Below are 16,041 nucleotides of genomic sequence, written 5' to 3' on the forward strand. Positions count from 1 at the left end.
CCAAACTGGCATTTGCAATCAGTATATCTGCCGTCAGGTACCGGAACATAGATACTTAAGTATGGTTTTCTTATGGACAGCACAGTATGGTTCTCTCATGAATAGCGGTATAGGAAGGGAGATAGCCATGGATGAATATGTATACTACGATTGTCACCTTATAGTAAACCCAGCTCTCGCGCTCGCGCTACAGCTTCGGTACGGCGCGTGGCCTGGAGTTTATCGAAAATCATCCGGTTATGCCCTTTCACGGTGCTGAGCGTAACAAAAAGCCTCTCGCTAATCTGACGATTCGATAGCCCCTCGGCAATGAGACGCAGAACCTCCATCTCCCGCCGGCTTAGCGGCTCAATCAGAGAATCCGCAGGCTGAACAAACCCAGGAACGAATACGGATGTGACTCCACGTTTCAGTCCTTCAGCCTCAAATGCATGCAGCAATCGCTCCAGATAGTCACGGATGGGCCATAACAGCTTCTGCTCCGGTTTGTCTACGGCTCCTCTTAAGGGCAGCTGCTTGGGTTTGTCTACAGCTTCACTTAACAGCTTCTGCTTCGATTTGTTTACAGCTTCGCTTAATGGCCAATGCTTCGGCTTATTTATCTTCTGCCTCATTTTGCTCAAAGCTGCTGCGTTGATCAATTCCCGCATCGGCTCCCCTTCATCGATAAACATCCGGATGAAGCCGCCCGGCTCGCCCATCTCCAGCACATCCGCAATAACTTGTGCCGCTCTCCGTTTCTCCCCACAGGCGTGAAGGGCCAAAGCCTGCAGCACCATCACCTTAAGCTGTTCGTTCATCCATTCTTTAACTTCCATATCCGTCCGCAGTTGTTCGAGGATCACCAGCGCTGTCGCCGTATCCCCCTGTGCCAGCAGCACCCTGGCTAGGCTTAGCTTGAGCTCAAACCTCTGGGCAAGCTGCAACGCTGAACTGACATCCCCTTGCTGCAGCAGGGCAAGCACCTGTGCCTCGGCAATATGGGGCAGCTGATGCGTGAAATGATGCTGACGGGCGAAGTGATCCGCCTTGGCTAACATGGCAGCCGCTTCGCTCACCGCTCCCCGTGTAAGCTTCAGCCTTGCGAGAAACACCTCGCAGGCCACGCCCCTGTCGATATGCTCGAACTGCCCGGCCAAGCGGAGGGCCAGCTGTCCATGCTGTTCCGCGGCATCCAGATCATTCCACTCGCTGCATATTCGGGCTAGGCCCAGATGTGCTTCGCATGCTGCCGGCAGTGGAGGATCGCCCGCCAAATCCAGAACGCGCCGATACGTCTCGGCCGCAACATATAACTGATTCTCCGCTTCCTGAATCATTCCGAGTCCGAGCGTCGCCATCATGTTGATCGTGATGTGCCCAATCTTCTGACTGATGATCACGGCTTCCCGATACGCCTTGCCAGCAGCGGCCCGTTCCCCCTGCAGCTGGTAGGCATATCCCAGCGTCCATATCGTCGCTGTGCGCACGGGCAGATTATGCGGACTCAAAAATTCCAAGGCCCGGCGCGATTCCGCCATGATGGTTTCCGTCTGATGTTGACTGACAGCAAGCGTGGCACGTATGGAGGCGATATGCCCTATAAGATCCCGGGTATAATCGTCCTCCGCAGCTTGCAGATAGGTTTCGGCGGCTTGAAGTTTAGGTTCGATACCGGTCATTTGACCGACCATTAACATGGCGGAAGCATGCATGACATGTAGCGCGGGCCTTGCATCCATCTCCTCCTTAGGCAAGGAATCCAGCCAATGGAGCACAGGGCCTATTGCCCCACGGAAGATCAAAGGTATCCCCTTCCCTTCAATAAGGCGTGCGGCGCGATCCACATCCGAAGCGGCAATCGCATGCTGGAAAGCTTCCAGCAGAAGATCTTGACGTTCATGCCATTCGCTGGCACGACGATGCAATTCGGACACGTCCCTCTCTCCGCCAACCGCAGAAGCACCCGTTCGGGTCAGACGCTGCCGAAGCGCATCCGAGAACAAATGGTGATATCGGTACCAGCGCCTCTCCGTGTCCAGCGGGACGATGAACAGGTTGACGCGCTCCAGGTACTCCAGGGTTTCTTGCCCGGAGATGGCGCTCAGCCGAGAATCACGAGCTCCGCTCCGAAGAACGTAGTCACACAATGGACCACACAACCGCTCAAGAATGGAGGTGTTTAGCAAAAAATCCTGAATATCCTCGGGCTGCTGCTGCAGTGCTTCTTCAACCAGGTAGTCCAGTACGTCACGGTGCTTGCCGCCGAAGGATCGGATAAAGGTGGCAGCGTCGTGATGGCCCTGCAAAGACAGCGCCGCTAATTGCAGGCCGGCAATCCAGCCCTCCGTGCGCGATTCGAGGAGCGCTGCATCCTCCGCCGACAAATCCAGTCCCATGGAGCGGCGCAGAAATTCAGAGGCTTCATCGGATGTGAAGCGCAAGTCTGATGTCCGCACTTCCGTCAACTGGTCCCGGACACGCAGCCGGGCCAAGGGCAGAGCGAGATCCTGGCGGCTGGCGATAACCACATGCATCTGCGGCGGCATGTGCTCGATGAGAAAATCAAGAGCGCTGTCTATCGCTTTGGAATCCAACACGTGGTAATCGTCAAGAACCAGAATGAATCGATTCGGCAGGGCCGCTATGTGGTTAAGGATGGCCGTGACGATACCTTCGAGCGGCAGAGGAAGAGGGGATGGCGCTTGGAGTTTGCTCATGATGCCCTCTCCGATTTCAACCCCGACGGTTTGCAGGGCGGCCACAAGATAAGCCAGGAATCTTGCGGGTTCACGATCCCCCTCCTCCAAAGACAACCAGGCGACGGGCAGCGGGGAGTCTTTGATCCATTGGCTGAGCAGCGTAGTTTTACCGCAGCCTGCTGAGGCAGAAATCATAGTGAGCTTGCGCTGCAGACGCAGTCCCTCGTTCAAACCCTCGATTAGGCGGGGGCGAAGAACAGCCCTCGATCGGGGAGATGGTATATACAATTTTGTAGACAAAATAGGCGTGGACATCATAACCCCCGTTATGCCGTCATTGCAGCATTTTTTAACATATATATTATGATAAAGTGTTCGACAGCCTCCCGGTTTTCCCTCTTGTGCGCGATATTCGCTTGCTGCAGTCAAACGCAGAAGCATGATTTACAGGGTTAGGCATACGATGTATCCGAAATGCTGGAAGCCCTGTAATTGAACCCATCATTCATGCAAAAGGAGGTTTTTCAGATGAAAATTCACCATTCGATTCCTTGGCGTGACAATCTGTATCTGTTCAACTATCGAAGCGTACATACCGAGCCAGTGGAGTATTTTCATTATCATGAAGGGTTGGAGATTCTGTACATTCACGAAGGCGCCGGAAGATATTTCGTCGATAATCAAACGTACTCGCTCAAGCCTGGCACCTTGGTGTTGATTAAACCTTTTCAAATTCACCATATTGAAGTCATCGTACCGCCGAATTACATTCGCAGCCTGCTGAAAATCAAAGCCTCCGTCATCGAGCGTTTCCTCACCGCACTCCCACAGTTAACAACCGCGGTTTCACAATTGCTGGAGCATCCGTGGTCCAATCAGGTGTTTCATTTGTCGCTCAAGGATTCCATATATTTGGAAAATCAGTTTCTGCAATTGCATGAAATGCTGGCCACCGTTCCGCCCAAGGTTCAGAAGGAAGTTGTTGCCTTGTTTTTATTTCATTTCTTCACCTACTTCAGTAGCCATATTTACCCGGCGGATCGTAGCGGGGGCTTCAAGTATCCTGCTCCCGCTGCTTCGATCGAGCCTGTCGGCGCCATGGTAAGGTGGATCGGCAAGCACTATCATCTATCCTTCACGATTAACGAAATGGCTGCGGAGCTTCATTTCTCTCCCAGTTATTTGTCCAAGCTGTTCAAAGAGCAGATGGGCATGACCATCATCGAATATACGAACAACAAGCGCTTGGAGGAAGCCAGAACGCTTCTTGGCTTGCCGTCTCTAACAATCGAAGACGTCAGTAAACAGGCCGGATTCAACTACCCCTCGTATTTTATCGCCATGTTCAAGAAAAAGTACGGTTTGACGCCTCTTCAGTATCGAATGCAGACGGAATTATGATATTTTCAAGCAGCAATGTGGTATGGGGATTGGATTATAATTAGAGCGCTTAAACAATGATTCTGATCCCTGTTAAGTGAGGTGATGTGTTTCGCACAGAAAGATTTGTAAGGCAATTCATGCGACAGTACGGTGAATCGTGTCCAAAATAGCGAGGAGGTTTCATGATGATCAAGCCATCCATCAAGTTTGGCATCGTATCCTTATTTTGCTTCATGCTTGTATTTGCATTCTACCCTGGTCATATTGTAAAGGCGGCAACCAAAACGGTCCCGGCCGGTGACGTCGCGACGCTGCGGAGCTACCTAGCCAGCGCGAATCCCGGTGACATTATTGAAGTATCCGGGACCTACTCGGTGTCGGATGGAACCATTGCAACCTCCCGGAACGGATCGTCAGACAATTACATTACGATTCGCGGCACGGGCAGAGGAGCCACTTTTCATTTCACCGCATCGGCAGGCAATGCGGCTTTCCATATCAAGAACAGCTATTATCAGCTGGAGAATGTGACGATCAACTCCAACTCCAAATCAAACAAAGGCCTGCTGATTGAGGCCTCTCACGGCTACGTTACCAACGTAACGGTCAAAAATACGACGGCAGAAGCGTTCAAGATTCGGAAAAACAGCCAGTACTGGCTTGTCTCGAACAGTACCGCCCATAGCGCGGGGCAAGGCGGGAAGTTCGGCGAGGGCTTCTATGTGGGGGATGCCGATCAGAACTGGACCACACTGCCCAATCCGGATCGAAGCGGATATATTACGTTCCTGAATTGCAGCGCCATACAGACCAAAAACGACGGCTTTGATTTTAAAGAGGGTACGCATCATATCAAAGTGATCGGCAGCACGGTTGACTTTCAGAATACAGTGCCGGAGTCGACCGTGGGCAACAACGGAATATTCATGCGGGCCAATGACGTACAGATCATCAACACCACCGTCAAAAACAATGCGGCCACGGGCCAGGCATTCAGAACAAACAAAACCACGGCCTCGGACGGAGTGTCCTACGGAAGCAATCTGGAGCTTAAGAACGTAACCGCATCGAATATTTCGGGAGCGATGATTTACACGAACTATACGTCGAACAAATTGTATACCGACTATACCATGACCGGTGTTGCCGGAGGACTCTACGCTTCCGGCTCCAAAACAGCGACTTCTTCCAATCCGTCCTCCTTCGTGGAGATGACGTGGAGCGGCGAAGGCGGAGATACTTACGGCTTCTAGCCAAAAGATATGCAGGCCACCTTATGGGTTTTCTTCAGGTGGCCTGCTGCTTCATGTTTTCCTAAGCGAATAACATAATCCGCTCTCATCTCCAATGATCGGATTTACGAAGAAAATGGGCAGATCAACAGCGCTTCCCGGATCGTCTCGGCTACAATATCCGCTGCCGTTTGTCCCGCAGTCAGCCCTCTGGTGCCTTGCCCCGCCCACAATGACATATACTCCGGATTGTCTTGGCGATTGGCCGCGTTTCGGATGTCGCGGGTCACCGTATTCTGCGTAGGAAAAGGCAGCGGCTCTATGCCGCTCTCGTCCCATTGCCGGATGAATGCATTGCGGATTCCCCTTGCAGGCCGTCCCGAGAACGCTTTGGTGATCACCGTGCTCTCTTCCGTACTCTGAAGGAGCGCTTGCTTATAAACCTCATGCGCACCCGATTCGACTGCGGTCAGGAATCGCGTCCCCATCTGAACGCCTTGGGCTCCAAGAACAAGCGAAGCTGCGAGCCCGCGTCCATCCATCACGCCTCCGGCGGCAATAACGGGGATCTTGATGTGATCCACGATTTGCGGTACCAAGGCAAACGTTCCGATCTGGGCCCCCATCGGGTGCTCCGAAATATCAAACGTTCCACGGTGTCCCCCCGCTTCGCTGCCTTGGGCAACGACGGCATCACACCCAGCCTGCTCAGCCAGCATGGCTTCGCGGACTGTGGTAGCCATCGCAACAACCCGAAGCCTAGCCGCTTTTGCTTGCTGCATATGAGGCTCATCCAGAATCCCGAATGCCGTACTAATGACAGGCACCTTCTCTTCGATCAGAACCGCGAATTGCTGCTCGAACCAATCCGGGGTTGCTACGTGGTCCTTGCCCGCATGGGGAATGCCAAGATCATCCCGCATCCGGTTTAACTCCTGTTGAACCTCTCCGATTCGCTCATGGCGATCCCGGGCACCCGGCACAAAAAGGTTGACGGCAAAAGGCTGATCCGTCCGCTTGCGGATTTCCTGAATGCTGTCGCGAATGGCAGCCGGCTCCATGTAAGCCGCACCCAGCGTGCCGAGTCCGCCTGCGTTGGATACGGCGGCGACCAGTTCTACTGTTGTCGGTCCTCCGGCCATCCCTGCCTGCAAGAGCGGATAACGGATTTGGAACAGCTTGCACAGCTCGGTCTGCAGTTGAATGTTCATGATATCATCTACCTCCTTTAACACTACAGATATTATCCTATTAGATGAGAGAAACTTTCAAATAAAAGAAAAACGCCAATAGGCCAACCAAAAGATTCTGGATAACCTGGTAATATGAAAGCCGCTAAGCACATGAAACGTGTTTAGCGGCTTTTTATGGGTGTTTTCGTCCGGGGAGACCGTTCTCCCCGATGGTTACAACGTCTTCTAGGACATTTTCACCAAGCTGTAGTTTTTCTTGCCTTTGCGAATGATGATGAAGCGGCCGCCAATCGCTTGGTCGGCTGTCACCTCGTGACCGACGTCGCTGATACGCTCGCCGTTCATCGAGATGGCGCCTTTGGTAATATCCTCACGAGCTTGCCGCTTGGATGGCTCGATGCCCAGATCCACAAGCCAGTCCACGATATTCTTCGTTTCCGGCGTGGCTTCGAAAGTCGGCATCTCCTTAAATCCCTGCTCGATCTCATCGGCCGTAAGGGATTTAATATCGCCGCTGAACAAAGCCGCCGTAATGCGCTTAGCCTGCTCCAGCATCTCTTCGCCGTGCACGAATCTCGTCATTTCCTCAGCCAGCATTTTTTGCGCTTCGCGTTTATGCGGCTCGCTCTGCACCTTTTCGGCCAATTCGTCAATTTGCTCTTTGGTCAAGAAGGTGAAGTACTTCAGGTATTTCACAACGTCGCGGTCGTCGGTGTTCGCCCAGAACTGGTAGAACTCGAACGGCGTCGTTTTGTTCGGGTCGAGCCAGATCGCGCCGCCGGCCGTTTTGCCGAACTTCGTGCCGTCGGCCTTCAACATGAGCGGTATGGTCAGGCCGAATGCTTTTGCTTCGGGCCCTTCTTTCTTCCGGATCAGATCCAGGCCGCTTGTAATGTTGCCCCATTGGTCCGATCCGCCGATTTGCAGCTGCACGTCCTCATGCTGGTACAGATGCAGGTAGTCGACCGACTGCAGGATTTGGTATGAGAATTCCGTAAACGAAATCCCGCTGTCAAGCCGGCTCGCAACCACGTCCTTCGCCAGCATCGAGTTAATGCTGAAGTTCTTGCCGTAATCGCGCAGGAATTCGATAATGTTGATTTTATGCGTCCAGTCGTAGTTGTTAACCATGCGGATTTGATTGTCACCCTCGGTTACGAAGAGTTTTTTCATTTGTCCGGTCAGCGCGTCAACGTTAGCCTGAACCTGCTCCAGCGTCTGCAGGGAGCGCTCAGTTTGACGTCCGCTTGGATCCCCGATGGTGCCTGTCGCTCCCCCGATCAGAATGACCGGACGATGGCCGGCAAGCTGGAAGCGTTTGAGCATGATAAAGGGAATCAGGTGACCGATATGCATGCTGTCGCCCGTTGGGTCCACGCCGCAGTACAGCGAGATGGATTTTTCATTCGTAAGTTCCCGGAGGCCTTCGGCATCCGTCTGTTGGTTGATCGCATCGCGCCATTCCAGTTCGTCGATAATATTCACAGTGTTAACACTCCTTTTAGTTCAGTAATTTCCTTATAACGAAACGTCCAACTCGTTGAAGAACAAAAAATCGCCCCTTGTCTGTATAGACATAGGGACGATTGTTAACCGTGTTACCACCCTGATTGCACGAATGATCTGCACGCTGCCGCGCGTCATTCATGCCGCTCATTAGACGAGATATCGTTCGTCGTTTCCGCTCGGCATTACCCGAGATACTCCAGAGTGTATTTCGCCGCCTTGGTGTGTACCGGGTTCCATCATCCCCCGGCTTTCTAGAACAGGGACCAAGCTGCTACTGGGCTCTTTCAACGTATGTCGCTTATAAGATTACAGACAGTATAGTGAATTAATAAATCGATGTCAACCTGCGTTTCGGACGGAAGTCCTGCTTTCTCCGACAGGATGGGTAAACGCCGTTAGGCGAGCCCCCTTGGTATCAAGTGCGGCGCATGTACGCACGAACCGTAATGGGAGCAAAGATCGCCACGATAACCGCGGCACCAACCAAGGATATCGTGAGATCCCAGCCCACAGTGCCAGCGTTGGTGAGATCCCGAACGGCTGTTACAAGATGCGAGATCGGATTCATATTGACGAACCACTGCAGCCAGCCCGGCATCGTATCCACCGGCACAAACGCGTTGGAGAGAAACGTGAGCGGAAATAGCACGATCATCGATATCCCCTGCACGCCGGAGGCAGATCTTGCAATCACGCCGCAGAAAGCAAAAATCCAGCTAATGGCCCATGAGCACAAAATGACGACCAACCCCGCAAGCGCAACATAACCCAAGCCGCCCTCAGGCCGGTACCCCATAATATATCCCATCGTAAAGGTAAGCACCGTCGCAATGGTATACCGAATCGTGTCTGCCAGCAGGGCGCCCGCCAGCGGTGCGATGCGTGCAATCGGCAGCGATTTGAATCGGTCGAATACGCCTTTATCCATATCCTCGCGCAGTTGAACGCCTGTGACGACGGAGGTCGTAATCACGGTCTGGACGAGGATGCCTGGAATGATGACGGGCAAATAACTCGCCACGTCACCGGAGATGGCGCCCCCAAAAATATAGGTGAACATCAGCGTAAAAATAATGGGCTGAAACGTGACGTCAAACAACTGCTCGGGCGTGCGCCGGAGCTTCAGCAGCCCGCGGTAAGCCATGGTCAACGAATTTCGGACCGTCTGACCCAAACTCGTGCGGTTCTTAAGCTGACGTTCCGTCCCAGGCTGAATCATGGAGCTGCTCATACCCGTGCCACCTCTCGATCATTGGATTCATAAGACCCTTGGGCAGCGTCTTCCTTCACGCCGTGGCCGGTGATCGTCAGGAACACCTCATCCAGGGTCGGCTTCTGCACGCTCATCTCGGACAAGCCGATTCCTGCCGTTCGCAGCTCGATCAACAGGTCTGTAACAAGACCCGCATTTGCCATCGGCGCCGTTATCTTTCCGGCTTCCGGCGATACATTGGCATGGACGCCTAACACTTGTTCCACGGTATGGCGGGCGCGATCCATGTCAACCGAATCCTCGACAGTCAAATGCAGCGAGGAAGTGCCTACCGACATCTTCAGTTCATCGGCCGTACCCTCGGCCACAACCCGGCCGTAATCGATAACGGCGATGCGGTCTGCCAGCTGGTCCGCCTCCTCGAGATACTGCGTGGTCAGCAATACCGTTGAACCGGTATTCACCAATCGGCGGATCGTATCCCACATCTGGGAACGCGTCCTTGGATCCAGCCCCGTCGTCGGCTCATCCAGGAAGATGAGCGGTGGCTGGGCAATCAGGCTTGCCGCCAGATCCAGTCTTCTCCGCATGCCGCCGGAGAAATTTTTTAGCGGCCGCTTCGCGGCTTCCGACAAACCGAATTCCTCAAGCAGCTCTTCCGCCTTGCGCCTTGCCTCCTTACGCCCCAAACCAAGCAAACGGGAGAATATAATCAGATTCTCCGTAGCGCTGAGCGATTCGTCCACCGACGCATATTGGCCGGTTACCCCGATCAACTGACGGACAATCTGCGATTCCGCCAGCACGTCATGTCCGAAGATTCGGGCCGAACCCGCATCCGGTCTTAGCAAGGTCGCCAGCATCCGGATGGTGGTCGTCTTGCCTGCCCCATTCGGGCCAAGCACACCGTAGATCGTTCCGGTACGTACGTTCAGATCCACCCCATCCACGGCGCGGTTATCGCCGAATGTTTTGACCAGTCCGTAAGCCTCAACGGCCAAGTCGCCAGGTTTTGGTTCTATTTTCTTTTTGTATGCATGCTCCATTATGATTTCCTCCTCTTCGCTAATGGATGATGATTGAATCGTAGCACCCCTATTTAAACGGAATGTAAACCGGGAAAAGAATGGGCTCTTTTCATGAAAATGATCCTCATTCGATAAGGATTCGCGTGTTACTCCGAATACTTCTAAGGGCAAACAAAAAAAGCGACAGCACAGAAATACCTTCTGCACTGCCACTTTATCCTTTATCTAAACGGGAAACCTCTTCGCCAACAAGCTGCCGCTGACTTGCCTCTTCTTCGTCAACAGCTGAGCCTTCGGCCACTTATACAAGCGTGATTAAAGGTCTTCCCCATCCTGATCCATCGTATATTTCAACTGCATGATGATATTCTGTTCGTGATCTCCAAACTGGCGACCGAACAGATTCAGCCCTCCTTGATTGACGGCATCGGGCTTAATGCCGATACGCAGCCGCAATTTGGGACTCTCGGAAAGATTCAGCTCAGCCAATGTAACACCCGACACTTTCTCCATATCCAGCGTCGTCTTCTCATGATCAACCCGCCAAGTCTTGAGAAACCCGTACTGCGTTGCCCAATCATACCACCAATTCGGGTTCAGCTTGCCGCGCCGATCCCCGAAATCGCCGGGGCTTGTCCACATGCCAATTTCAACGCCATTGACCCACACGGAAATATTCGAAGGCCAGTTATGATCATAATTGGGCGCCTCGGAACACATCTCCATGGACAATTCAAGCGATTCGATGCGAGCTCCGGCCGGAATATCCATCGGCATCAAATATTCCAAATATCCCTTGCGCAGCCAGATGATCTGGGCATTAACATGCTTGGGATGGTAAAAGCTCGCCGGCTCGTCTTCCTTTATGATATACCCGTCGGCATTCGCCATTCCGCATGTCGGCGATACTTCGCAATCGCTGTAATGGCCAATCGGCATCTCTACTTCATAGACATGCGTTACTCCTTTGGGTACCGAGTTTCTCAAATTCAACGCAATATGAATATCATCATAATTCCGGCTGCAGACCTTCATGGCCCCACGTGACGCCGGAAGCAATTCCGTATTAATTAACTCAGCCGCTTCCAACACTTTGATATTGCTCGCTACCGTCGAAACGGGGAGTTTGAGCTTCTCGGCGATTTCGATGATATTCAAGTTCTTGGAATTCAAGAGCCTTAGAATATCAACCCGAGAACGTGTTGACAAGGCATGGGCTACCGTGACCAATCTTTCCGGGTCGTTAAAACCAAGTTCCAGCACAAATCTGCTCTCCTTTAAACATATTCATTACAATAATTTTTCTTCTTAATGAAATGAAAAACAATCATACTGGAAAGGCTTACACCAGCCATTTTACTGCCTCTTGACATAAGGCATCATATAGCCGGACAAGCAAACCATGACTTTCATAGCCAGAAATGGCCTCCGGGAGAACCGGAAGCCATCCATGATCAAGCTAACAACTCTTTATTTATCGACCCACTGTGCCATCGGTTGTGTCCTAATTCGCAGGCTTGATGTCAAAAAAGTCGATTTCTCCGTATCCCTCGCCTTTTGAAAAACGTATCGTGTTCACGCCGGCCTTCAACTGAATCCGCGCCGTGGACAGTCCCCAGTTCTCCCATCCTTTATTCGTGATATGGAACTTGCTCGCCGTACCGGCATTTACGCTGAGCATGAGATGGGACCAATTCCCCCCGGCTGTCCCGTTCGCCGTGCGGGCGAGCAGAATGTATTCACCTGCCGACGCGGCATGAACCGTGAATTCCACATAACTCTCCGGCGTATCGATATGCCCGGCCTTCATGCCTCCCGAGCCGTTAGGGCTCTGAGATGCGTAGGCGATACCGCCGAATGTCCCTTCCTCGCCTTCGTAACGGATATGTGCTGCTTCGCCGGAAGGCAAGGTTATCGGAGCATTCGGATTCACCGGGACGCCGAGATTTGGCGTGTTGTCGGCATGCCACGTGAATTTCTGCATTCGAACCTCGCGGTTCCACCCGGCATTATTGTATTTGGCGACATGATAGAGTATCCAGTCCTCCGTACCGTCGGGCGACTTGGTGAACGAATGATGACCCGGTCCGTACAAACCGTTACCGGACTTGAATATAGGCTGGCTGCGTTTGCTCCATGATGCCGGATTCAGCAGATCGCTGGTTGCGCTGGCCGTGATGAGGCCCAAGCAATAGTCGTTCGTCCAGCTTCCGCTTGCAGAGTATACCAGATTGATGAGACCGTTTCGCACAATCACCTGAGGCCCTTCGTTTACGTGCGGGGAATGGTTCGTTTCCCAGCTGTGGGTAGGCCTTGCGATTTCAACGCGATTCGAATCGATCGTCCAGGGATTGCTCATGCGGGCGATATACAAATTCTGCCGGACATTGGTGTCGCCTTCCCAGCCGGACCATATAAAATACAGCTGACCGCCTGTTTGCAGCACCGTGCCGTCAATCGCCCATTTGTTCGTCGGGTCCGTAATCTGGCCTTTGTACTGCCAGGTTCCCTGCGTCGGGTCCGCCGACGTGTTCTCCATGACATACATGCGGTGGTTGACGTTATCCCCGTCATCCTTGGCATAGTAGATGTACCAGGCCCCATTGATGTAATGCAATTCGGGAGCCCAGATGCTGCAGCAGCCCGTTTCCACGACCCTCGTCGGAGCTGCATCAATCGTCGTAAGCTGTGCGGACTTCCATATGGTCACATTTCCGCCGGTCGTTTTTGTGAAGTAGTAAAAGCCGTCGGTGTGTTTATAAACCCATGGATCCGCGCCCTCCTGCATGACCACGTTGTAGAAGTTATTTTGAAGCGTAGCCGCATGTGTCGCCTGACCCATAGGAAGAATAAGGAATGCGCATATCGTGAGCAATAATTTATTCCGGTAATTCACCTTCATCCTTCGTCACGTTCCCTTTCGGATAATATGCAATCATACATCATGCAGAAATGTAACACTGCCTATTTCGATAACGGTCATGATAACGGCTCAATCTTCAATCGCGGCCTTACGGGAATTGATGCGGCGAATCACGTCGGGATCGAATTTTGGACGTCTGTCATAGGTATACAATCCGTTCACTTCCTGCTCCACGTCGTACAGCTGGGTATAACAAAAACCGAACATCATCGGATGATCCAGCAGCACATTCGTTAAGCCCGCATAACGCGTTAGAAACGCTGCTTCGGATGTCGGCCTGTCGCCGTACCCCCAGGACTTCTCGTCTTTTTGGTCCGGATTCCACCATATGCCGCCATATTCGCTGATGAAATAAGGCTGGCCTTCATACTGCTGCCGATTCGGGAAGCTATTGTACACCTCTCCACCGTTCTTCATCGGCTCATATCGCTGTTTGAACGTCTCCGGGTTCTGGTCGTAATCATGGATATCGAAAATATCCGTCACGACATGGAAGTTGCCGCTCGTATCAATCACGGGACGCGTCGGGTCCATTTTCTTCGTGACTTCGTATACAATACGCAGTACGTCGTTATTTTGCTTGGCGCCGTCCCGGTCCCACGTCTCGTTGAAGGGACACCAGCCGATAAGGGCAGGATGATTGAAATCGCGCTCCATCCCTTCGAGCCATTCCGGCAGAAAATGGGACAATCCCTCCGCCGTGGTAATGTCGAGCCCCCAATTGGCATGCTCTCCCCATACCAGATACCCTAACCGGTCAGCCCAATACAGAAAGCGCGGTTCGAACATCTTCTCGTGAAGCCTTGCGCCGTTAAAGCCGAGTCCCATCGAAATTTCGATATCTTTGCGGAGATCCTCATCGCTTGGCGCAGTGTAGACCCCATCCGGATAGAAGCCTTGATCCAGCACAAGTCGTTGAAATACGGATTTGCCGTTGATGCGGAAGGCCATTCCGTCCAGCATGACGGTTCGGAGCCCGAAATAGGATTGGACGGTGTCGCACACCTGATCCTGTCCTTGCAGGGATAATTCCAGATCGTACAGCCTGGCCTGACCCACCTCCCACAAGTGAACCTCCGATAATGGAATGGTAAGTTTGACATACGGCCCGGATACGACGGCACTCGCATTCCCTACCGCTTTCCCTTCATACAGGGCGGATGCGGTCAGTTTATGGCCTGCTGCGTTCCCGTTGATCTTAATCTCGAGGTGGGCACAGCCATTATCCGGGTCACCCACCAGCTTCATGTCGGACATATAGACCCGCGGCACTTGCTCCAGCCATACCGTCTGCCAAATCCCCGTCGTACGGGTATAATCGCAGCCATGCGAGTGGAAGCGTCCGCTTTGTTTCCCACGCGGCTGGCGTCCGGAACGGACGTCATCCTCCGCACAGACGGTAATCACGTTCTTGCCCGGTATTACATGCGAGGTGATATCTAAGCTAAAGGGGGTATATCCCCCGCGATGCGATCCTACGGATACACCGTTTACCCATACTTCCGCCTCGTAATCCACAGCCCCGAAGTGAAGCAGGATGCTGCCTTCCCATGCTTCAGGCACGGTAAAATCCCGCTTATACCATACGGCTGCCATGAAATCCTTATATTCAACGCCGGACAGCTTGCTTTCGGGGCAGAAAGGAACGGTGATCGTTCCGGACAGATCATGTCCCGGCTCATGGAATCCGCGCTCCTTCCCGCTTTTCCCATGATCGATTTCGAATTGCCAAGAACCGTTCAGATTGATCCAGTCGGGTCTTACCCATTGCGGACGGGGGTACTCCGGACGCGGCAGTGTTAATTCAGTCATGTTTAACTCCTTCATTATGTTTAATTTGTCGGCTTGCCCGGCAATCGCCTGCGGCTTTTAGCCTCGACTTTCCTTCACATACAGCCTGCTGGTCTCTTCCCAGATTTCATTCGGTTCAAGGCTGAAACATCCGATCTCTTCAGCTTCCATGTCCATATTGGGTGCATTGACCAGATTGATCTGCGGCTCAGGGCAAAAGAAACCCTCGGTTGCTTCGTTGTTCCAGATCATCCATTGTTTGTAGGAGGTGCCTACGTCATAAACCAGCGTCAACTTTTTTGCTCCATCGGTAAGCTCCATCCGGTTTCTTCCGTTTTGGGGCTCGGCGGTATAATGATTGTCCATGCTTTCGAAGAAGGGATAAACGCCTGCCCCCTGCATGGCCTGCTCGTTCGCCGACAGCTCCTGGTGGGAGCCGGTGGGCAGCATTCGACCATCCAGCTCCCACCGCTTCCCGACGGTCAGCTTTAAGCGGTAATCCCGGGCGTCGCCTCCCTCGGTAAATGGCGCGTTAACGGACGTATGAAACGCCAGCAGACACGGCATGGCTTCTTGGCCTGTATTGGTAATCGTTACCCGCTGGGATAGCCCCTGCTCGCTTAATCCGTACCGAAGCTGAATATGGAACCGGAACGGGAAGCTCCGAAATACCGGATGCCGTTCATCCACGCGGACAGACACGGTCACATAAGCTTCCTGCCCGGAATGCCCGTATTCATCAACCTCCCATGGAATATTGTACAGAAATCCATGCAGATGATGACCGGTTGCCTCTTCATTAACCGGCAGCTGATGGATTTTGCCGTTCCACCTGAACCGGCCATCCTGATACCGGTTCGGGGGAAACAACACCGGAATGCCATGGATCATCGGCCTTGCTTTGAAGGCCGACATTTCGTTAAGCGTCGGTTCATGCAGAAACCGGCAGCCCGTATCGAGGTCCCGGAACGATATCAAATTTCCGCCGATATCCGGAAGCATGATAGCCTCATAACTCCCGGCTCTTAAATAAACTGCTTTCTCGTTATGGTATACCCCTTCATAAGCATTCGTCCCGTCCATTACTC

At 52.8% G+C, this 16,041-nt stretch carries 11 protein-coding genes and 1 other annotated feature; of the genes, 2 read left to right on the forward strand and 9 right to left on the reverse strand.

Going from position 1 to position 16,041, the window contains the following annotated elements; all coding sequences use genetic code 11:
- Positions 1–158: 158 nt before the first annotated feature.
- Complete coding sequence (locus tag MKY82_RS25370; RefSeq protein WP_339294646.1) at positions 159–2,912, reverse strand: LuxR C-terminal-related transcriptional regulator; 2,754 nt, start codon at positions 2,910–2,912, stop codon at positions 159–161.
- Positions 2,913–3,209: 297 nt separating this feature from the next.
- On the opposite strand from MKY82_RS25370, the gene MKY82_RS25375 reads away from it, so the two are divergent.
- Both MKY82_RS25375 and MKY82_RS25380 read left to right on the forward strand, forming a co-directional pair.
- Positions 3,210–4,082: an AraC family transcriptional regulator gene (locus MKY82_RS25375; protein WP_339294647.1), complete on the forward strand. Its 873-nt coding sequence runs from the start codon at positions 3,210–3,212 to the stop codon at positions 4,080–4,082.
- Between the two features lie 164 nt (positions 4,083–4,246).
- The gene (locus tag MKY82_RS25380; RefSeq protein WP_339294648.1) at positions 4,247–5,317 is read left to right on the forward strand and encodes a hypothetical protein; all 1,071 of its coding nucleotides are present in this window, start codon (positions 4,247–4,249) and stop codon (positions 5,315–5,317) included.
- Between the two features lie 104 nt (positions 5,318–5,421).
- Here MKY82_RS25380 and MKY82_RS25385 read toward each other — a convergent pair whose 3' ends face one another.
- The 8 genes from MKY82_RS25385 to MKY82_RS25420 form a co-directional block, all read right to left on the reverse strand.
- Positions 5,422–6,507: a nitronate monooxygenase family protein gene (locus MKY82_RS25385; protein ID WP_339294649.1), complete on the reverse strand. Its 1,086-nt coding sequence runs from the start codon at positions 6,505–6,507 to the stop codon at positions 5,422–5,424.
- Positions 6,508–6,714: 207 nt separating this feature from the next.
- The gene (gene tyrS, locus MKY82_RS25390) at positions 6,715–7,974 is read right to left on the reverse strand and encodes a tyrosine--tRNA ligase (protein WP_100538678.1); all 1,260 of its coding nucleotides are present in this window, start codon (positions 7,972–7,974) and stop codon (positions 6,715–6,717) included.
- A gap of 90 nt (positions 7,975–8,064) precedes the next feature.
- Positions 8,065–8,295 (reverse strand) — a binding site (T-box leader).
- Between the two features lie 118 nt (positions 8,296–8,413).
- Positions 8,414–9,229, reverse strand: a complete 816-nt coding sequence (tetB(58), locus tag MKY82_RS25395) for a tetracycline efflux ABC transporter Tet(58) subunit B (RefSeq protein WP_071223302.1) — start codon at positions 9,227–9,229, stop codon at positions 8,414–8,416.
- Entirely contained in the window at positions 9,226–10,257 is a 1,032-nt protein-coding gene (gene tetA(58), locus MKY82_RS25400; RefSeq protein WP_194544058.1) for a tetracycline efflux ABC transporter Tet(58) subunit A, read from the reverse strand. The genes tetB(58) and tetA(58) overlap by 4 nt, the downstream gene beginning before the upstream one ends.
- A 297-nt stretch (positions 10,258–10,554) precedes the next feature.
- Complete coding sequence (locus MKY82_RS25405) at positions 10,555–11,502, reverse strand: ArsR family transcriptional regulator (protein ID WP_071223304.1); 948 nt, start codon at positions 11,500–11,502, stop codon at positions 10,555–10,557.
- Between the two features lie 241 nt (positions 11,503–11,743).
- Positions 11,744–13,141 carry a family 43 glycosylhydrolase gene (locus tag MKY82_RS25410; RefSeq protein ID WP_194544059.1) on the reverse strand — a complete coding sequence of 466 codons (1,398 nt, stop codon included), beginning with the start codon at positions 13,139–13,141 and terminating at the stop codon, positions 11,744–11,746.
- A gap of 90 nt (positions 13,142–13,231) precedes the next feature.
- On the reverse strand, positions 13,232–14,974 hold the full coding sequence (locus MKY82_RS25415) for a sugar-binding domain-containing protein (protein ID WP_339294650.1): 1,743 nt from the start codon (positions 14,972–14,974) through the stop codon (positions 13,232–13,234).
- 57 nt (positions 14,975–15,031) lie between these two features.
- Complete coding sequence (locus MKY82_RS25420) at positions 15,032–16,036, reverse strand: aldose 1-epimerase (RefSeq protein ID WP_220684214.1); 1,005 nt, start codon at positions 16,034–16,036, stop codon at positions 15,032–15,034.
- Positions 16,037–16,041: the final 5 nt, after the last annotated feature.

Source organism: Paenibacillus sp. FSL W7-1279, from assembly GCF_037969845.1.
In the GTDB taxonomy this organism is placed as follows: domain Bacteria; phylum Bacillota; class Bacilli; order Paenibacillales; family Paenibacillaceae; genus Paenibacillus_AQ.